Annotated in this window: 23 protein-coding genes; 11 read left to right on the top strand and 12 right to left on the bottom strand. The window is 67.7% G+C overall.

What is annotated here, in order from left to right; genetic code table 11:
- The coding region (locus tag ACXDF8_RS24545; protein ID WP_457225871.1) for an ATP-binding protein at positions 1–280 on the top strand (280 nt) is incomplete at its 5' end.
- Positions 281–456: 176 nt separating this feature from the next.
- On the opposite strand, the gene sthA is transcribed toward ACXDF8_RS24545, so the two are convergent.
- Positions 457–1869 carry a Si-specific NAD(P)(+) transhydrogenase gene (sthA, locus tag ACXDF8_RS24540; protein ID WP_457225870.1) on the bottom strand — a complete coding sequence of 471 codons (1413 nt, stop codon included), beginning with the start codon at positions 1867–1869 and terminating at the stop codon, positions 457–459.
- Between the two features lie 180 nt (positions 1870–2049).
- On the opposite strand from sthA, the gene ACXDF8_RS24535 reads away from it, so the two are divergent.
- Positions 2050–3108, top strand: coding sequence for a DUF4192 domain-containing protein (locus ACXDF8_RS24535; RefSeq protein WP_457225869.1), 1059 nt, complete (start codon positions 2050–2052; stop codon positions 3106–3108).
- A gap of 4 nt (positions 3109–3112) precedes the next feature.
- Here ACXDF8_RS24535 and ACXDF8_RS24530 read toward each other — a convergent pair whose 3' ends face one another.
- The 3 genes from ACXDF8_RS24530 to ACXDF8_RS24520 all read right to left on the bottom strand — a co-directional run bounded on the left by ACXDF8_RS24530 (position 3113) and on the right by ACXDF8_RS24520 (position 5480).
- Complete coding sequence (locus ACXDF8_RS24530) at positions 3113–3802, bottom strand: iron-dependent transcriptional repressor DtxR (RefSeq protein WP_457225868.1); 690 nt, start codon at positions 3800–3802, stop codon at positions 3113–3115.
- A 154-nt stretch (positions 3803–3956) separates the two neighbouring features.
- On the bottom strand, positions 3957–4946 hold the full coding sequence (locus ACXDF8_RS24525; RefSeq protein ID WP_457225867.1) for a sigma-70 family RNA polymerase sigma factor: 990 nt from the start codon (positions 4944–4946) through the stop codon (positions 3957–3959).
- Positions 4947–5063: 117 nt separating this feature from the next.
- Positions 5064–5480 (bottom strand): DUF3099 domain-containing protein, encoded by a 417-nt coding sequence (locus tag ACXDF8_RS24520; protein WP_457225866.1) that lies wholly within the window; start codon positions 5478–5480, stop codon positions 5064–5066.
- A 59-nt stretch (positions 5481–5539) separates the two neighbouring features.
- Between ACXDF8_RS24520 and ACXDF8_RS24515 the strand changes: the two genes are divergently transcribed.
- The gene (locus ACXDF8_RS24515; RefSeq protein ID WP_457225865.1) at positions 5540–5779 is read left to right on the top strand and encodes a DUF3039 domain-containing protein; all 240 of its coding nucleotides are present in this window, start codon (positions 5540–5542) and stop codon (positions 5777–5779) included.
- Here the strand turns inward: ACXDF8_RS24515 and ACXDF8_RS24510 are convergent.
- Complete coding sequence (locus tag ACXDF8_RS24510; RefSeq protein WP_457225864.1) at positions 5766–6740, bottom strand: YihY/virulence factor BrkB family protein; 975 nt, start codon at positions 6738–6740, stop codon at positions 5766–5768. The genes ACXDF8_RS24515 and ACXDF8_RS24510 overlap by 14 nt on opposite strands.
- A 61-nt stretch (positions 6741–6801) precedes the next feature.
- A complete protein-coding gene (locus ACXDF8_RS24505; RefSeq protein ID WP_457225863.1) occupies positions 6802–6993 on the bottom strand; it encodes a DUF7455 domain-containing protein in 192 nt (63 codons plus the stop codon).
- 157 nt (positions 6994–7150) lie between these two features.
- Here ACXDF8_RS24505 and ACXDF8_RS24500 point away from each other — a divergent pair, with 157 nt between their 5' ends.
- On the top strand, positions 7151–7528 hold the full coding sequence (locus tag ACXDF8_RS24500) for a DUF952 domain-containing protein (protein ID WP_457225862.1): 378 nt from the start codon (positions 7151–7153) through the stop codon (positions 7526–7528).
- Here ACXDF8_RS24500 and ACXDF8_RS24495 read toward each other — a convergent pair.
- The gene (locus tag ACXDF8_RS24495; protein WP_457225861.1) at positions 7513–7884 is read right to left on the bottom strand and encodes a RidA family protein; all 372 of its coding nucleotides are present in this window, start codon (positions 7882–7884) and stop codon (positions 7513–7515) included. The genes ACXDF8_RS24500 and ACXDF8_RS24495 overlap by 16 nt on opposite strands.
- A 130-nt stretch (positions 7885–8014) precedes the next feature.
- On the opposite strand from ACXDF8_RS24495, the gene ACXDF8_RS24490 reads away from it, so the two are divergent.
- Positions 8015–8659, top strand: a complete 645-nt coding sequence (locus tag ACXDF8_RS24490; protein ID WP_457225860.1) for a TetR family transcriptional regulator — start codon at positions 8015–8017, stop codon at positions 8657–8659.
- A gap of 6 nt (positions 8660–8665) precedes the next feature.
- Here the strand turns inward: ACXDF8_RS24490 and ACXDF8_RS24485 are convergent, their stop codons facing one another.
- Entirely contained in the window at positions 8666–10153 is a 1488-nt protein-coding gene (locus tag ACXDF8_RS24485) for an RNA polymerase sigma factor (RefSeq protein WP_457225859.1), read from the bottom strand.
- Between the two features lie 200 nt (positions 10154–10353).
- Positions 10354–11130: a polyphosphate--glucose phosphotransferase gene (gene ppgK, locus ACXDF8_RS24480; protein WP_457225858.1), complete on the bottom strand. Its 777-nt coding sequence runs from the start codon at positions 11128–11130 to the stop codon at positions 10354–10356.
- 98 nt (positions 11131–11228) lie between these two features.
- Here ppgK and ACXDF8_RS24475 point away from each other — a divergent pair, with 98 nt between their 5' ends.
- On the top strand, positions 11229–12089 hold the full coding sequence (locus ACXDF8_RS24475; protein ID WP_457225857.1) for an inositol monophosphatase family protein: 861 nt from the start codon (positions 11229–11231) through the stop codon (positions 12087–12089).
- A gap of 5 nt (positions 12090–12094) precedes the next feature.
- Here the strand turns inward: ACXDF8_RS24475 and cei are convergent, their stop codons facing one another.
- Entirely contained in the window at positions 12095–12745 is a 651-nt protein-coding gene (gene cei / locus ACXDF8_RS24470; RefSeq protein WP_457225856.1) for an envelope integrity protein Cei, read from the bottom strand.
- A gap of 169 nt (positions 12746–12914) precedes the next feature.
- Here cei and ACXDF8_RS24465 point away from each other — a divergent pair, with 169 nt between their 5' ends.
- Positions 12915–13217 (top strand): DUF4193 domain-containing protein, encoded by a 303-nt coding sequence (locus tag ACXDF8_RS24465; RefSeq protein ID WP_457225855.1) that lies wholly within the window; start codon positions 12915–12917, stop codon positions 13215–13217.
- Positions 13218–13221: 4 nt separating this feature from the next.
- On the opposite strand, the gene ACXDF8_RS24460 is transcribed toward ACXDF8_RS24465, so the two are convergent.
- On the bottom strand, positions 13222–13707 hold the full coding sequence (locus tag ACXDF8_RS24460; RefSeq protein WP_457225854.1) for a DUF3093 domain-containing protein: 486 nt from the start codon (positions 13705–13707) through the stop codon (positions 13222–13224).
- A gap of 25 nt (positions 13708–13732) precedes the next feature.
- On the opposite strand from ACXDF8_RS24460, the gene dut reads away from it, so the two are divergent.
- Both dut and ACXDF8_RS24450 read left to right on the top strand, forming a co-directional pair.
- Positions 13733–14197, top strand: coding sequence for a dUTP diphosphatase (dut, locus tag ACXDF8_RS24455; protein WP_457225853.1), 465 nt, complete (start codon positions 13733–13735; stop codon positions 14195–14197).
- Entirely contained in the window at positions 14197–15003 is an 807-nt protein-coding gene (locus ACXDF8_RS24450; protein WP_457225852.1) for a DUF3710 domain-containing protein, read from the top strand. Before dut ends, ACXDF8_RS24450 begins: the two co-directional genes overlap by 1 nt.
- Here the strand turns inward: ACXDF8_RS24450 and ACXDF8_RS24445 are convergent.
- Positions 15000–15716 carry an alpha/beta hydrolase gene (locus ACXDF8_RS24445; RefSeq protein ID WP_457225851.1) on the bottom strand — a complete coding sequence of 239 codons (717 nt, stop codon included), beginning with the start codon at positions 15714–15716 and terminating at the stop codon, positions 15000–15002. The genes ACXDF8_RS24450 and ACXDF8_RS24445 overlap by 4 nt on opposite strands.
- 123 nt (positions 15717–15839) lie before the next feature.
- Here ACXDF8_RS24445 and ACXDF8_RS24440 point away from each other — a divergent pair, with 123 nt between their 5' ends.
- Complete coding sequence (locus ACXDF8_RS24440; protein ID WP_457225850.1) at positions 15840–16211, top strand: OB-fold nucleic acid binding domain-containing protein; 372 nt, start codon at positions 15840–15842, stop codon at positions 16209–16211.
- Between the two features lie 86 nt (positions 16212–16297).
- Positions 16298–16936, top strand: coding sequence for a DUF3159 domain-containing protein (locus ACXDF8_RS24435; RefSeq protein WP_457225876.1), 639 nt, complete (start codon positions 16298–16300; stop codon positions 16934–16936).
- Positions 16937–16955 lie beyond the last annotated feature (19 nt).

Below are 16955 nucleotides of genomic sequence, written 5' to 3'. Positions count from 1 at the left end.
TCTCGTCGTCGACGAAGTCGGTTACATCCCGTTCGAACCCGAAGCCGCCAACCTGTTCTTCCAGCTGGTGTCCTCCCGCTACGAACGAGCCAGCCTCATCGTCACCTCCAACAAACCCTTCGGCCGCTGGGGCGAAGTCTTCGGCGACGACGTCGTCGCCGCGGCCATGATCGACCGCCTCGTGCACCACGCCGAAGTCATCGCACTCAAAGGAGACAGCTACCGCATCAAAGACCGAGACCTCGGCCGCGTCCCCACCGTCACGGCCGACGAACAATGAACCCAGCTGGTCAACATTCACTCGCCGACAACTGGTCAGAATTCGGTTGCCGTTGACACCCTTGAGGTGAAGAAGGCGGGGCGCAACCCGGAGTGTCGGTCGGCACGTCCACGGTGAGGAGCAGCGGCCAGGCCTTTCCACAACGAGAACGCGGGGCACGAAGTGCGGTTGGGTACCTACCGGCGGAACTGACTCAACGCCCGTAGCTTGTTCATCACATCCAGCGCGGCGACCTTGTAGGCCTCCGAAAACGTCGGATAGTTGAACACCGCGTCCACCAGGTATTCGACTGTGCCGCCGCAGCCCATCACGGCCTGGCCGATGTGCACCAGTTCGGTGGCCGCGGTGCCGAAGATGTGCACGCCGAGCACCTTGAGGTCCTCGGTGGACACCAGCAGCTTGAGCATGCCGTAGGAGTCGCCGGCGATCTGGCCGCGGGCCAGCTCGCGGTAACGCGACACCCCCACCTCGTAGGGGACCGACTCCCTGGTCAGCTCTACCTCGGTGGCACCGACGTAGGACACCTCGGGGATCGAGTAGATGCCGATCGGCTGCAGCGCGGTCATCCCGGCGGTCGGCTCGCCGAACGCGTGGTAGGCCGCCAGCCGGCCCTGCTCCATCGACGTCGCGGCCAGCGCCGGGAAGCCGATGACGTCGCCGACGGCGTAGATGTGGTCGACTTTGGTCTGGAACGTCTTGTCATCGACGAAGATTCGTCCCCGGTTGTCGGCTTCTAGGCCGGCGTTGGCGAGGTCCAGGTGAGCGGTCTGACCCTGGCGGCCGGCCGAGTACATCACCGTCTCGGCCGGGATCTGCTTGCCGCTGGCCAGCGTGGTGACGGTGCCTGCCGAGCCGACGTCGACAGCGGTCACCTCCTCGCCGAACCGGAACGTGACCGCCAGGTCGCGCAGGTGGAAGCGCAGCGCCTCGACGATCTCGGGATCGCAGAAGTCCAGCATCGAGTCGCGCTTCTCCACGACGGTGACCTTGGTGCCGAGCGCGGCGAACATCGAGGCGTACTCGATGCCGATGACGCCGGCGCCGACGACCACCATCGAACCGGGAATGGTCTTGAGGTCCAAGATCCCGTCGGAGTCGAGCACCCGGTTCTCGTCGAACTCGACGCCGGCGGGGCGGGCCGGAGTGGTGCCGGTGGCGATGATGATGTGTCGGCCGCTGACCGTGATGCGCTCGGCGCGGCTGGGATCTTCGACCTGTAGGGTGTGCTCGTCGAGAAAGCGGCCTCGACCGACATAGAGTTCGACGCCGTTGCGCATCAACTGGTTTCGCACCACGTCGACCTCTTTGCCGATGACGTGCTGGGTGCGGGCGAGCAGGTCGGCGGGGGTGATCTTCTCCTTGACCCGGTAGCTGGCTCCGTAGAGTTCGCGCTGGCTCATCCCGGTCAGGTAGAGCACGGCCTCGCGCAGCGTCTTCGAGGGGATGGTGCCGGTGTTGACACACACCCCGCCGAGCATCTGCCCGCGTTCGATGACGGCGACCGACTTGCCCAGCTTGGCCGCGGCAATGGCGGCCTTCTGTCCGCCCGGCCCCGATCCGATGACGACGAGGTCGTATTCCAAACCCATGAGGGATAGGTGTACGCCGCTTTGCCGAATCGCGCATGCCGACGACGTCAATACGACGTGAACAACGGCGTGAACAACACCCGCGTGGGGCCATCCCCAGATCGGGGTTCATCCACAGCCCGAGCCCGACAGGGGGCCGGATGCGCCGATCGTGACGGTGCCGGTTGACAGCGTCTGGTCATGACCACTCACCGACCCGATCACCGCCTCACCAACCCCGGCGCTCTCATCGCCGCACTGCCGGCCGTCCTGGGATTCGTACCGGAGCGATCCCTGATCCTGGTTGCCCTCGAACACGGACAGCTCGGCGCCGTCATGCGACTGGACCTGTCCCGCGCGCTGAACGGCGAGCTTCACCACCTGGCTGACGTCGCGTCGTCGTCGGGCGCCGAACGCGTGGTGGCAGTGATCGTCGATGCGAAGGGCGCCCAGTGCGCCATGTGCAACGACGACTACCGCGACATCTGCGATGTCCTGACCGAGGCGCTGGCCGAGCACGACATGGAGCTCTACGCCGCACATGTGGTGGACCGGATCGAAGCGGGCGGGACGTGGCACTGCGTCGACGGTTGCGGCGCAGGCGGTGCCGTCGACGATCCGCGGGCCTCCCCGCTGGCGGCGGCAGCCGTGCTGGACGGCCGCCGTCTGTACCGACGTCGGGCCGACCTCAAGGCGGTGGTCGCGCTGAGCGACCCCGACCACAGCGCCGCGCTGGTCACCGTCATCGAGAAGCGCGCGGCGGTGCGCGAGGCCGAGTGGCTCGCCGAGCCCGACGGGTGCGGCCGGCGTGACGTGGAGGCCGCGATCACGCTCAGCGCACGGGTCTGCGACGGCGGAAACCTCGATGACGACGAACTGGCGCGGTTGGCCTGTGCGCTCACCGACGTCGCGGTCCGGGACACGCTCTACGCGTTAGCCGTCGGCGCCGACGCGGGTCGCGCCGAGACGCTGTGGGCCCTGCTGGCCCGCACTCTGCCGGAGCCGTGGCGATCAGAAGCGCTTGTGCTGCTGGCCTTTTCGGCATACGCCCGGGGGGATGGTCCGCTGGCCGGGCTGTCGCTGGAAGCGGCGCTCACCGGTAACCCCGACCACCGAATGGCCGGCATGCTCGATTCTGCGCTGCAGTCCAGGATGCGCCCCGAGCAGATTCGCGAACTGGCCGGTACCGGCTACCGGCTCGCGAAGCAGCTGGGGGTGCGGCTACCGCCGCGGACAACGTTCGGGCGCCGTGCGGTCTGAGCCGCTAGACCTTCTCGACCTTCACGGCGTGCGCCATCTCGTGGGGCAGCTGAACGTTCTCGTGGCCGGCGATGACGATGGTGACGGTGCCATTGAAGTTGTTCTCCACCAAGACACGGGCGTTGGGCACCACACCCGCGTCCTTGAGCTGGCTGATCAGCTCGACGTCGCCCTGCACGTGTTCGGTGAGCTGCCGCACGACCACGGCTACCGGGGCGCCCGCGGGCAATTCGGTAAGCCGCACCAGGTCGTCGTCCGCGCGCTGGCGCATGTCCAGGCCTAACAACGACAGGCCGGGAATCGGGTTGCCGAAGGGGGAGACGGTCGGGTCGTCGAGCACCTGAACCAGTCGGCGCTCGACGTCCTCGCTCATCACGTGCTCCCAACGGCAGGCCTCGGCGTGGACCTCTTCCCATGGCAGCCCGATGACGTCGACCAGCAGGCGCTCGGCCAGCCGGTGCTTGCGCATCACCGATACGGCGAGCGCGCGGCCCTTCTCGGTCAACTCCAGATGCCGATCGCCCGCCACATGCAGCAGACCGTCGCGTTCCATCCGCGCCACGGTTTGGCTGACGGTCGGACCGCTCTGATCGAGCCGCTCGGCGATCCGCGCGCGCAGCGGAACCACGCCCTCTTCCTCGAGGTCGTAGATCGTGCGCAGATACATCTCGGTGGTATCGACCAGGTCGTTCATTAGGACACCCTTCGTCTGGCCCGAGTCTACTTGGAGAGCTGGGAAAACGGTCGGACAACACCAGGGCCGTCAGCGGGCAGGAGTGACGCGCGCAGGGATGTCCGGACAGCAGTGTGCCCGCCGGATGATTCCGACGGGCACACCAGGGGGTTGCTCAGCTGGCGTAGGACCGCAACCGGTCGGCACGCTCACCATTGCGAAGCTTGGCCATCACCTCACGCTCGATCTGACGGACACGCTCACGGGACAGCCCGAACAGCTTGCCGATCTGGTCGAGGGTGCGCGGCTGGCCGTCGTCGAGACCGAACCGCAGGCGGATCACCTGCTGCTCGCGCTCATCGAGGGTGGCCAGCACGTGGCGGATGTCGGTGTGCAGCAACTCGGCGATCACCGCGTTCTCCGCCGACATCGCCTCGGCGTCTTCGATGAAGTCGCCCAGCGGGGCTTCCTCGTCGCTACCGACCGGCATATCCAAGCTCACCGGGTCGCGGCTGTGCTCGAGCAGATCGTTGATCTTCTCGACCGGGATCCCGGACTCTTCGGCCAGTTCCTCGTCGGTGGCCTCACGACCCAGGTTCTGGTGCATCTCGCGCTTGATGCGCGCCAGCTTGTTGACCTGCTCCACCAGGTGGACAGGCAGCCGGATGGTGCGGCTCTGGTCGGCCATCCCGCGGGTGATCGCTTGACGGATCCACCAGGTGGCGTAGGTGGAGAACTTGAAACCCTTGGTGTAGTCGAACTTCTCCATCGCGCGGATCAGGCCGAGGTTGCCTTCCTGGATCAGATCGAGCAGCGGCATGCCGCGACCGGTGTAGCGCTTGGCCAGCGACACCACCAGGCGCAGGTTGGCCTCCAGTAGGTGGCTGCGGGCGGCCTGGCCGTCGCGGACCACGGCGGCCAAATCGCGCTTACGGTTGTCGCTCAATCGCTTCCGGGTCGCCAGCAGGTGCTGGGCGTACAGGCCTGCCTCGATGCGCTTGGCCAGTTCCACCTCGTCCTCGGCAGTGAGCAACGCGGTCTTGCCGATACCGTTCAGATAGACGCGCACCAGATCGGCGGCTGGACTCTGCGCGTCCAGATCGCTGTCGAACCGGCTGGTGGTGGCATTTGCCATGGTGGCCTCCTGATCGGCTGCAACTGTCAATGGGTTCAACGTCCGACTGGACCTATGAGTTCCCACGTGGCCGCCGTCTCACACCCTCTGACGTGCACAAATGTCGCGACGGTCTGAGAATGTGCTGAGAAAGAGGCGCCGGGGCGCTCAGTGGGAACCGGCATCGGCCGGCCCGGCCGCATGTGGTTGCGCCGTCGGCGCCAGACCCGCTTCGATCGCGCGCCGATCGGGCCGGGGGAACAGCTGTGTGCGCCGCGGCACATCGTTGAAGCGCCGCGGCTCCTCGGCCCGACGAGGTGGGCGGTCGTTGGCGATCAGCACGGCGATCCACGGCAGCGGGATGGACCCCGCGATGATCGCCAGCGAGATGAGCCCGTTGTGCCACAGGCCGTAGGCCACCGCGGCCAGAATCAGAGCCGGAACGCGAAAGCTCATGATGGTCAAGTACTTCCGCACACGGCGGCGGTGCTGTTCTTCGTAGGCAGGTGCCGCGGCGGTGATGAGCACGGGCCGACCTTCGTCGTCGAAACCGAGCTCACGCTTCATAGGTTCACTGTTCCACATCGGGCGCCAAATATGCAGGTCGGTTTCTTACATCTGTCTGACCGGGCACAATGTTGGCTATGCAGACCGACACGATCGAGCGGACCGAGACCGACGAACAGGTCGACGACGGCACCGACGGCGACCGGCCCAAATTCTTCCATTACGTCAAGAAGGAGAAGATCGCCGAGAGCGCGGTCATGGGCACCCACGTCGTCGCGCTGTGCGGTGAGGTGTTCCCGGTGACACGCTCCGCCAAGCCCGGTTCGCCGGTGTGCCCCGACTGCAAGCGGATCTACGAGAGCCTCAAGAAGGGCTGACCGGCTCGGCGTCCACCGCGGCGTCGGGTTCGGGCGCGCTCTCGCCGCGGGTGCGGGCTTTGTGTCGCAGCCACGTCCGCACCTGCTCCGCATGGGGTGCGGGGGCCGGCCATTCCTCTTCTATCGCGGCGTTGAGTTCGGCGCCGATCATGACCGCGAAGCCGAGGAAGAACGCGAACAGCAGGAACGCGATGGGTGTGGCGAGTGCTCCATAGGTGTAGCCGGTGCTGGTGATCCAGGTCAGGTAGAACCGGAGGCCCATCGTGGCCACCAGGAACACCGTCGTGGCCAGCAGGGCACCCCCCACCAGGCGATGGGTGGGTAGGGGCTTGGGCAGCGACACCCGATAGAGGATCGTCACCGCCAGTACCAGCCCCAGGACGAGGGCCGGGTAGTAGCCGTACTGCAGGACGTTGTCCCAGCTGTCGGGCAGGTAGCCGGCGATCTTGCGGGGGCCCAGCGCCATGATCGGGGCGACGGCGATGACGAAGACCAGCATCATGACGTAGAGCCCCAGCGCGAAGAAACGCTGCCGAACCGGATGGCGCAGCGGGGTCTGGTCGTGGGCCTCGACCACCGAGTCCACGAAGGCCGAGACGGCCGACGAGCCGGCCCACAGACTGATCACGAAGCCGAGCGAGACAACCTCACCTCGCGCACCTTTGACGATGTCGCGGATCGTTGGCTCGATAATCTCGACCACCACGTTCTTGGAGAAGAAGCTGTTGGCGGTGTTGATCAGCTGACTCTCGATGACCGGCAACGTATCCGGGCCGAACAGGGGAGCGATGTAGGCCAGGCTGCCCAGCATTCCCAGCAGTAGCGGTGGCAGTGACAGCACCGACCAGAACCCGGCTTGGGCGGACTCGGAGAAAATCGAGTCGTCCCAACTCTTCGACAAGGTTCTGCGGGCGATCCGCCACACGTGATGGCGAGACGGTTTGGCGGATTGGTCAGTCATGACCAGTCCAGCATTCCTGACGACAGCTGTCCTGCCCAGCGACGCGGCCGTGAGCTCGGGTTTACGCCTCCGACGGGCTGACTTCCACCACCGCGGCCAGCTCGGCCAGCTTGGCCTGGTGCTCGTTGGCGTGGTGCTGGCAGAACAGCAGTTCACCACCGGAGGGGAGCTTTGCCCGTACCCGCGCCGCGGCACCGCAGCGGTCGCAGCGATCAGCCCTGGTCAATTCGGGACTGGTCAGGGTTGCGTTCATGGGCTCCTCCGTAAGGTGCTCAGCGCTCCGGCGACTCGGCGCCGCCGTCGCGTATCTACTGTCTCAGACGTTTTGCGTTCCGGCCTTGTTCCCCGGGGGTTTAACGTTGTGTCGTGTCTCACGCCTTCCCGTGTTGCGGGTGGTGCAGTGTGGTCGTATGTACCCGAATCCGAAATTCTTACTCCACCTGTGCGGACAGCGGGACTGGGAAGCCGCCAGGGTCGCCGGCGAACTTTGCCCCACGTCGCTGACCGAAGTCGGGTTCGTACACCTGTCCGCGCCGGAACAGGTCCATCTTCCGGCCAATCGTCTCTTCGCCGGCCGCACCGATCTGGTGCTACTTCACATCGACCCGAGCCGGTTGTCCGCGCCCGTGCGTTGGGAACCTGGACTTCCAACGGATCCCGAGTCGATGCTGTTCCCGCATCTGTACGGCCCGTTGCCCGCCGAGGCGGTGATTGCCGTCACCGCCTACCACCCGGGACCGGACGGCCGATTCGGGCCGCTCCAGGCGCCGAGTCAGCCGCTGATGTAGGCATCGGCTTCGATCTCCACCAGCAGGCCGGGTTCGATCAACGCCGCGACCTCGACCATGGTGGCTGCCGGGCGCGCGTCGCCGAAGAACTCCGCGTGCGCCGCGGCCAGGTCGCGCCACCGTGAGATGTCGGTGACATACATCCGGGTCCGCACCACGTCGTTTGCCGTCGCGCCGGCATCATTCAGGGCGGCTACGATGCGCTGCAGGGCATTTCGTGCCTGCGTAGCGATGTCGGCGCCCGCGCCGGTGGTGCCGGAGACCCAGACGTGTGGCCCGATGCGTACCGCGCGTGCGTATCCGACGACGGATTCGAACTCCACTCCAGAGGCGATCGTGACCCGTTGTGACGACATCTCCGCAACGATAGACGGGGTGTCGGCGGAATCCCCGCGTGAACCAAAACTGACGTTTAGGACAATTGTGCACCGCGCGGCGATTAGGTAACAACAATCGTGATCGACGAGGCTGGGAGGGGGTGCCATCGTGAAGCGTCAGGCCAGGGCCGAAGTGACCCGTCAAAAGATCACCGACGCTGCGGTCGAGCTGTTCGCCGACATCGGCTACGGCGAGACCGGGCTCGCCGACATCGTCAAATCCGCCGGCATCACCAAGGGAGCGTTCTACTACCACTTCGCGTCGAAGGAAGTCGTCGCCGAGGCGATCATGAGCGAGAGCAACGCCCGTGTCGTTAAAGCGTACGCCGCCGCAACCCGCGACGCCGGGCGAGAACTTGAGCGGCTCATCGCGGGCACCTTCGCGATCGCCGCGGAGATCCGCTCGGACCGGCTGGTTGGCGTCGGCAACCTTCTGGTTCAGGCTCTGAGCCAGATCAGCAATGCCGGCAGCCGCAGCTACCCCGAATGGAAAGACGCGTTCATCGAGCAGGCGCGCCGCGCGGCGGCCGCCAGCGAATTGCGCGACGACATCGACGCCGACGACGCCGGAGAAGCGATCTTCGTCGCGATGGTGGGCTGCCAGCTGGTCTCCGACGCCATCGGCGACGACCCGTTCAGCAGGCTCGCCCGCGCGTGGCGCGTGCTTCTGCGGGCGGTCGCCGCCCCGCCGGCATTGCCTGCACTCGAAGCGGCTCTCGTCAGCGTGCGGGAGAGCTACCAGAGCGCCGGCTAAACGTGGCTAGTCCAGGTAGTCGCGCAGAACCTGCGAGCGGCTCGGATGGCGCAGCTTGCTCATGGTCTTGGACTCGATCTGGCGGATGCGCTCGCGGGTGACTCCGTACACCTGGCCGATCTCGTCGAGGGTGCGCGGCTGGCCGTCGGTGAGGCCGAACCGCAGCCGCACCACGCCGGCCTCGCGCTCCGAGAGCGTCTCGAGCACCGACTGCAGCTGATCCTGCAGCAGTGTGAACGACACCGCGTCCACGGCCACCACGGCTTCGCTGTCCTCGATGAAGTCGCCGAGCTGGGAGTCGCCCTCATCGCCGATGGTCTGGTCCAGCGAGATCGGCTCACGCGCGTACTGCTGGATCTCCAGCACCTTCTCTGGCGTGATGTCCATCTCTTTGGCCAGCTCTTCGGGTGTGGGCTCGCGGCCCAGATCCTGGAGCAGCTCGCGCTGGATGCGGCCGAGCTTGTTGATGACCTCGACCATGTGCACCGGGATGCGGATCGTGCGAGCCTGGTCGGCCATCGCGCGCGTGATGGCCTGACGGATCCACCAGGTGGCGTAGGTGGAGAACTTGTAACCCTTGGTGTAGTCGAACTTCTCGACCGCGCGGATCAGGCCGAGGTTGCCCTCCTGGATCAGGTCCAGGAACGCCATGCCGCGACCGGTGTAGCGCTTGGCCAGCGACACCACCAGGCGAAGGTTGGCCTCCAGCAGGTGGTTCTTCGCGCGGTCGCCGTCACGGCAGATCCACTGCATGTCGCGGCGCTGCTGCACGGGCAGCTTCTCGCCCTTCTCGGCCAGCTCGGTGAGCTTCTGGGTGGCGTAGAGCCCGGCCTCGATGCGCTTGGCGAGCTCCACCTCCTCTTCGGCGTTGAGCAGCGCGACCTTGCCGATCTGCTTGAGGTAGGCACGAACCGAGTCGGCCGAGGCGGTGAGCTCGGCGTCCTTGCGGGCCTGCCGCAGCGCCTCGGACTCCTCTTCGTCCCACACGAAGTCCCCGGACGCCTTGTCCTTCTCGGACGGCTCGGTGATGTCCTCGTCCTCGGTGGCCTCACCCTCGGCCACCGGCGCGCCTTCGACGGCCGGCTCCTCCTCGGCGGCTTCGTCGGTGTCGTCGACGTCGTCTTCGGCCACGTCCTCGAGGTCGTCGAGTTCGATGTCGGCGACGTCGAGTTCGGCGTCGATCTCGAGATCGTCATCGCCGGCCAGTTCGCCGTCGGCGACCACGACACCGTCGGCGGCCGGGTCCTTCTTGGCGCGGCTGCGACCCGCCGCCGCCTTGGTGGCGCGGGGGGCCTTGGCGGCGCGGGCCTTGACCGGGGCGGCGCCGTCGTCGGTCTCGGCGTCGACGCCGTCAGCGTCGGTGGCGGCCTTGGCGGCGCGTTTGGCCGGTGCGGCCGAGCGGGCTGCCGGCCTCTTCGCGGGAGTCGCGGGAGTCTTGGTGGCGGTGCGCTTCACCGGCTCATCGGTTGCCGGGCTTGCTTTTGTCGCTGCCACGTACACCCTTTCGGTCGTGCTGGCTCCCGGCGGGCGTGAGGGCGCCACCGAAAGCGTCGGCTATGAGGACTGTTGGCGTGCATCTCGTGTACGGATTCTCGCCGCTATCCGGTAGGCGGCCGCCGTTGACCATTGTAACGACTCGTGGAGGTTCCACCGCGCAGAGCAGACAAAATCCCGCGCGTGGCTAACGTGGGCGACTACTGGGCGGCAGCAGCTTGGGCCGCCATCGCCGCACCGACGATGCCGGCCTCGTTCTGCAGTTCCGCGGCGACCATCGGGGTGCGGTTCTTCAGCAGCGGGATCCACTTATCGGCCTTGCGGCTGATCCCACCGCCGGCGATGAACAGGTCGGGCCAGAGCGCGTTCTCGATCGTGACCAGCGCTTTGGTCACTTCCTCACTCCAGCGCTCATAGCTCCAGTCCTTGCGCTCCTTAACCGAGGAGGCGGCACGGTGCTCGGCCTCTTTGCCGTCGACCTCGAGGTGGCCGAACTCGGTGTTCGGCAGCAGCTGACCGTGGTGGATGACCGCCGAACCGATGCCGGTGCCGAAGGTGAGCAACACGACGACGCCGTTCTGGTCGCGCCCCGCTCCATAGCGCTGCTCGGCTAGGCCGGCGGCATCGGCGTCATTGAGCAGGGTGACGTGCTGGCCGTCGAGCGCGGCGGCGATGATCTCGGCACCGTTGGCTCCGATCCAGCCCTTGTCGACGTTGGCCGCGGTCTGCACCACGCCGTTGACGACGACGCCGGGGTACGTCACGCCCAGCGGTCCGGTCCACCCGAAGTGGCGGACCACCTCGGCGACGGTCTCGGCGACGGCGGCCGGTGTGGAGGGCTGTGGGGTGGCGAGCTTGAACCGGTCGCCGATGAGCAGGCCGGTGTCCAGGTCGACGATGCCGCCCTTGATCCCGCTGCCACCGACGTCGACACCGAATCCGCGATTCTGTCCGGGGGTGGATTCGGTGTCGGGCATGGCTGCTCCTCGGCGAGGCGGGCGTGTCGGCGCGAACCAACACTAATGGGTGGCTGCCCCTTTGTACCCGGGTCGGGTTTCTGTGCTGCGATGGGTGGGTGAGCGACAACCGGCCTGAAGAGTTACGGGCAGTAGCCGAGCAGCTGGCCGCCGAGGCGGCAGCGTTCGTGCGTCGCCGGCGCGCCGAGATCTTCGGCGACGCGCCGGAATCGAGCGGCCCGGACTTGGTCAGATCGAAGAGCACCCCAACGGATCCGGTCACCATCGTCGACACCGAAACCGAGCAGCTGCTGCGGGATCGGCTCGCCGGGCTGCGCCCGGGGGAGTCGATCCTCGGCGAGGAGGGCGGCGGTCCGGCCGGCGGGCGCGCCGACGCGGTGCGCTGGGTGGTCGACCCGATCGACGGCACGGTGAACTTCGTCTACGGCATTCCCGCCTATGCGATCTCCGTGGCGGCCCAGATCGGCGGGGTGTCGGTGGCCGGCGCAGTGGCCGACGTGGTCAGCGGCGAGGTGTATTCCGCCGCGGCCGGTCGGGGAGCTGAGGTGCTCAGCCCGCAAGGCGTGCGGCAGCCGCTTCGCTGCAGCGGGGTGCGGGAGCTGTCGATGTCCTTGGTGGGAACGGGATTCGGCTACGCCCCGCAGCGGCGCGCCGAACAGTCGGCGTTACTGGCCCGGATCCTGCCGCTGGTGCGCGATGTGCGCCGGATCGGGTCGGCGGCCCTGGATCTGTGCATGGTCGCCGCCGGGCGGTTGGACGCCCACTACGAACACGGCCTGCACGTGTGGGACTGGGCGGCGGGCGCGTTGATCGCCGCCGAAGCCGGTGCGGTGGTCGTGTTGCCCGGTGGGGACGGCGTCGGCGACGAGGCGGGCCTGCTACTCGCCGCGGCCCCGGGCGTCGGCGCCGAGCTGATCGCGGCGCTGGACCGGTCCGGGGGTTTGCGACCGCTGCCCTGAGTGGCCTAGCAGGTGCCGTTGTGGATCTTGGTCAGCAGCGCGGAGTCGGCCGGTTCGGTGGCGTCCGGGCGCAGACCGGCGAGCACCGCGTCGATGTCGTCGCTGTGCGCCAGCGTGGTGAAGTCGGTACCGATAGCCAGATCCACCGAGTCGTCCTTGCGGTCGTCCTGGAACAGCTCCACACACGGTGCCACCAGCCACACCGATGCCGCACCCGCGCGGCCTGCCGCGCCGAACCGAATCTGGCCCTGGCAGCTCAGCCGGGTATTGGCATAGACCGGATCGTTGGCGGCGGTCGGTTGGGCGAAGCCGAGATCACGCAGCGCGCCGGCGACCTCACCGGCCTGCCCGCCCTGGCCGCTGGCGTTGAGCACCCGGATCTTGGTGTCGGCGAGCTTGGCCGGGGCGACGTCGACCATCGAGGAGCGCGACACCTGTTCGCCGAGCTTCGGGGCCGCCGGGTCGGCGGCGGGCGGCGGGGGGTTGCAGGCCGCAGCTTCGCGCACATCGACCGGCCGGGTCAGTGCGATCGTCCAGACGATCGCGGTGATCACGAATATGACGACGAGGGCGATCATGCCGGGCAGGTAATTGCGCCGGCGGAACGGGCGACCGTGCTTGTCGAAGGCTGTGCCCTCGGTGATTTGAGCGACCACGGGTGCACTCTAGAGCCACCGCGCCGATGCCGGTGGAACACGCGAATCGCCGCAGATCAAGAACTGTGATGTAAATCACAGTTGCGTATTCGCTGATCTGGGCACGAATCATTTGGCGGATGCGTTCGACGCTGATACAAAGCCATGCTGAGGTTACGAGGGGACAACGATGGCTACCGACTATGACGCTCCGCGCCGCACCGAGACCGACGAGGTGTCCGAGGATTCGCTGGAAGAGCTGAAAGCGCGGCGAAACGAGGCGCAATCGGCTGTCGTCGACGTCGACGAGACGGATTCCGCCGAGAACTTTGAGCTCCCCGGTGCCGACCTCTCCGGGGAGGAGTTGTCCGTCCGGGTCATCCCTAAGCAGGCTGACGAGTTCACCTGCTCCAGCTGCTTTCTGGTGCATCACCGCAGCCGGCTGGCCAGCGACAAAAACGGCGTGCTGGTCTGCACCGACTGCGCGGCCTAGCGGCTCAGCTTCGCAGGGCGGACAGCACTCGGTCCGGGTGGCGGGCGCTGACCAGCCAGTACGGGGTGGGGTCGTCGGGGTCGTCGAGGACCACCAGGACCAGCGGGCCGACCCAGCCGCGGTGCATGACGAAGGCGGCCGGATCGAGCTGGCGACCCAACGCCGCCGATTTGGCGGTCCGGGGGATTTCGGCCGAGCGCGACACCACCGACATCGGCAGGTGTGCCTGCCCGGCCCACAGCTCGGCGACGTCACCGTTCTCGGCGCCGCTGACCACGCGTACCTCGGTGCGGCTGAGCCAGAGCAGCACGCCGACCGCGACGGCGCCGAGCAGCAGGTAGGGCAACCACACGGGCAGAGTGCGCACGCCCATCGTGACTTCCTTGGCGATCAGGGCAGCCAGGCCCAGGCCGAGCGGCCACCACCACCACGGCACCCATAGCCGCTCGCGGTACCGCACGGTTTGCGAGGTGACACGCGAACCAGACACGGGGCCAAGGGTAGTCTGTGGCATCGTGCCAACCAGTCTCGCGGTGGTTCGCCTTGACCGCGATCTCCCGATGCCCAGCAGAGCCCACGACGGCGACGCGGGTGTCGACCTGTTCAGTGCCGAGGATCTCGAGCTGCCCCCGGGACACCGCGCGCTGGTGGGGACTGGGATCGCGGTGGCCATTCCGCACGGCATGGTCGGTCTCGTCCATCCGCGATCGGGATTGGCTGCGCGCGTTGGCCTTTCGATCGTCAACAGCCCAGGCACCATCGACGCCGGCTATCGCGGCGAGATCAGGGTGTCGTTGATCAACCTCGACCCCGCCGCGCCGATCTCCATTCGGCGTGGTGACCGCATCGCCCAACTGCTGGTCCAGCGGGTCGAACTTCCTGAGCTGGTCGAGGTGGCCTCGTTCGACGAGGCCGGACTGGCTGACACCACTCGTGGCGAGGGCGGCCACGGATCCTCCGGCGGACATGCGAGTTTGTGATGGCATTCGGTAGACGTAAGAACGACTCGGGTACAGGCGACAACGAGCAGGATGTCGCCGCGTCGCCCGCCGAGCTCGACGAGACCCAGGTCGACGACGGCCCCGACAGCGACCACGGTGACGAGGGCTTTGACGGTGGGCCCTTCGACATCGAGGACTTCGACAACCCCGACGACGCGGCCCAGGCCCGGCTGGATCTGGGCTCGGTGCTGGTGCCGATGCCGCCCGGCGGCCAGGTGCAGGTGGAACTCAACGAGGTCGGCGTGCCCAGCGCGGTGTGGGTCGTCACCGGCAACGGACGGTTCACCATCGCCGCCTACGCGGCGCCGAAGTCCCCGGGCCTATGGCGCGAGGTGGCCAGTGAGCTGGCCGACTCGCTGCGCAAGGACAACGCCCGCGTGTCCATCGAAGACGGCCCGTGGGGCCGCGAGGTGGTGGGTACCGGCGCCGGCGTGGTCCGCTTCATCGGCGTCGACGGCTACCGCTGGATGATCCGCTGCGTGGTCAACGGCGCACCGGAGGCCATGGCCAACCTGGTGGTCGAAGCGCGAGAAGCGTTGGCGGACACCGTCGTGCGCCGCGGTGATACCCCGATGCCGGTGCGCACCCCGCTGCCGGTGCAGCTGCCCGAACCCATGCTCGAACAGTTGCGGCAGGCCGCTGCCCAGCAGGCCCAGATGGTGGCCGCGCAGCAGGCGCTGCAGCAGCAACAACAGGCCCAGGGCGAGCAGCCGACCGAACGTCGCAGCGCGTCCGGCTCGGCCATGCAGCAGCTGCGCAGCACCAGCACCAGCACCGGCGGCTAATCCGGCTGCGTGCCGGCCGCCTCGGTCAGCGCCGCCACACACGCCGCCCCGAGCGCCGACGCGTCGCGTCCCACCTCGTCGAGGGTCACGGTCCGCAGCGCCGCACGCGGCGCGGCCGAGGACCACTGCAGCGCCACCTCCAGCGGATGGATCGGGTCGTCGGAAGCCGCCGCGACACCCATCGGAACCCGCAGCCGTTCCACCTCCTCGACGACCGGTGCGTCGTAGCCGGCCGCCTCGTCCATCGCATCCGGCAGATCGGGCCACTGGGCCAGCCAGCTGCGTGTCAATTCCTCGGCCAGCCACGCCGGGCTCGACGCCCGCATCTGCGCCGTCGTGGCCACCAAGCCCTCGCTGCGCAATTGCGCGGCGGTGTGGCGGGCGGCCAGTGCGGCGGGCGCCGAGTGTGGCGCACCGGTCCACGCGGGCAGCGCGGCCAGCACCGCCACTGACGACGCCGGGTGGGCCAGCGCCCAGGCCAGCGCCACCGCTGCGCCGATGGACACCCCACCGACAGCGATCGGGCCCTGCCGCGCGGCGTCGTCGAGGGCATCGAGGTAACCGGCGACCAGCCGGGCCGGCTGGGGAGCCGGAGTCACCACGGTGGCGCCGAGCGCGTGCAGCGGGCCGGAAAACACTCGGTAGACGTAGTTGTCGTCGGAGCCCGTTCCGGGCAGCACCACGGCGGTGACCCCGCGCAAGTCGATCGGCATACCCAGATCGTGCCCTGTGAGTGATTTGGTGTTCGCCGTGACGGGTATGCCGCGTGGCACCGGGGAACCAACAGGTCTACCGTTGCGTTGGCATTGTGATCCGCTGGAGTATCAGGAGAGGCCATGGCTACGGCCGAAAGTTTTGTCCGTCGTCTCACCCGTCGGTTGACGGAGGACCCTGAGCAGCGCGACGTCGAGGAATTGACCGACGAAGCCGCCAGTACCGGCGCGCAGCGGGCCATCGACTGCCAGCGTGGCCAGGAGGTCACCATGGTGGGAACCCTGCGCAGTGTCGAGATGAACGCCAAAGGCTGCGCCGGCGGTGTGCGCGCCGAACTGTTCGACGGCACCGACAACGTCACACTGGTCTGGTTGGGCCAGCGCCGTATCCCCGGCATCGAGTCCGGACGTGCGCTGCGGGTGCACGGCCGGCTGGGCACCCTGGAGAACGGGGCCAAGGCTATCTACAACCCGCACTACGAGATCCAGACTTGAGCCTGTCCGCCGACAACCCCGCTGACGAGGACGAGACCGCAAGCACCCCGGAGCAGCCCGTTGCCGAGAAGACACCGGCACAGGCCCTGCTGGCTCAGATGGGTGGCATCAGCGGCCTCGTCTATTCGGCCCTGCCCGTCGCGGTGCTGGTGCCGGTCAACACCGCCTTTGGACTGACGGCCGCCATCTCGGCTGCGCTGGGTGTCGCCGCGCTCATCCTGGTGTGGCGCCTGATTCGCCGGGATTCCGTGCAGCCCGCTGTCTCCGGATTCATCGGCGTCGGTATCAGCGCCCTGATCGCCTGGTTCGTCGGTGCGTCGAAGGGCTACTTCCTGCTCGGCATCTGGACGTCGCTGATCTGGGCGGCTGTCTTCGCGGCCTCGGTGCTCATCCGCCGGCCGGTGGTCGGTTACATCTGGAGCTGGGTCAACAGCCACGACCGCGGCTGGCGCAAAAGCCGGCGAGCAGTCCTGGCCTTCGACATCGCCACGATCACCTGGGTCGCGGTGTTCACGTCGCGCTTCGTCGTGCAACGCCACCTCTACGACCTCGACCAGACCGGCTGGCTCGGCGTGGCGCGCATCGCGATGGGCTGGCCGCTGACCGCGGTCGCCGCCCTGGTCACCTACCTGGCCATCCGGGTCGCCCAGCGCGCGGTGCACGCCGCCCGCGCGCACGAAGCCGAGGACGTACCCGCCACCGACATCGCGCCGGCCAGCGACTAGATCCACCGTGGCCGTCCGC

Source organism: Mycolicibacterium sp. CBM1, assembly GCF_054073305.1.
The sequence above is the reverse complement of the archived record's forward strand: the minus strand, read 5'-3'. Positions and strand labels throughout refer to the sequence as shown.

What these genes read in the sequence shown, in the direction of transcription:
- sthA (WP_457225870.1), bottom strand. Translation starts at nt 1,869, where the DNA reads ATGGGTTTGGAATACGACCTCGTCGTCATCGGATCGGGGCCGGGCGGA.
- ACXDF8_RS24535 (WP_457225869.1), top strand. Translation starts at nt 2,050, where the DNA reads ATGACCACTCACCGACCCGATCACCGCCTCACCAACCCCGGCGCTCTC.
- ACXDF8_RS24530 (WP_457225868.1), bottom strand. Translation starts at nt 3,802, where the DNA reads ATGAACGACCTGGTCGATACCACCGAGATGTATCTGCGCACGATCTAC.
- ACXDF8_RS24520 (WP_457225866.1), bottom strand. Translation starts at nt 5,480, where the DNA reads ATGTGGAACAGTGAACCTATGAAGCGTGAGCTCGGTTTCGACGACGAA.
- ACXDF8_RS24515 (WP_457225865.1), top strand. Translation starts at nt 5,540, where the DNA reads ATGCAGACCGACACGATCGAGCGGACCGAGACCGACGAACAGGTCGAC.
- ACXDF8_RS24510 (WP_457225864.1), bottom strand. Translation starts at nt 6,740, where the DNA reads ATGACTGACCAATCCGCCAAACCGTCTCGCCATCACGTGTGGCGGATC.
- ACXDF8_RS24505 (WP_457225863.1), bottom strand. Translation starts at nt 6,993, where the DNA reads ATGAACGCAACCCTGACCAGTCCCGAATTGACCAGGGCTGATCGCTGC.
- ACXDF8_RS24500 (WP_457225862.1), top strand. Translation starts at nt 7,151, where the DNA reads ATGTACCCGAATCCGAAATTCTTACTCCACCTGTGCGGACAGCGGGAC.
- ACXDF8_RS24495 (WP_457225861.1), bottom strand. Translation starts at nt 7,884, where the DNA reads ATGTCGTCACAACGGGTCACGATCGCCTCTGGAGTGGAGTTCGAATCC.
- ppgK (WP_457225858.1), bottom strand. Translation starts at nt 11,130, where the DNA reads ATGCCCGACACCGAATCCACCCCCGGACAGAATCGCGGATTCGGTGTC.
- ACXDF8_RS24465 (WP_457225855.1), top strand. Translation starts at nt 12,915, where the DNA reads ATGGCTACCGACTATGACGCTCCGCGCCGCACCGAGACCGACGAGGTG.
- ACXDF8_RS24450 (WP_457225852.1), top strand. Translation starts at nt 14,197, where the DNA reads ATGGCATTCGGTAGACGTAAGAACGACTCGGGTACAGGCGACAACGAG.
- ACXDF8_RS24445 (WP_457225851.1), bottom strand. Translation starts at nt 15,716, where the DNA reads ATGCCGATCGACTTGCGCGGGGTCACCGCCGTGGTGCTGCCCGGAACG.
- ACXDF8_RS24440 (WP_457225850.1), top strand. Translation starts at nt 15,840, where the DNA reads ATGGCTACGGCCGAAAGTTTTGTCCGTCGTCTCACCCGTCGGTTGACG.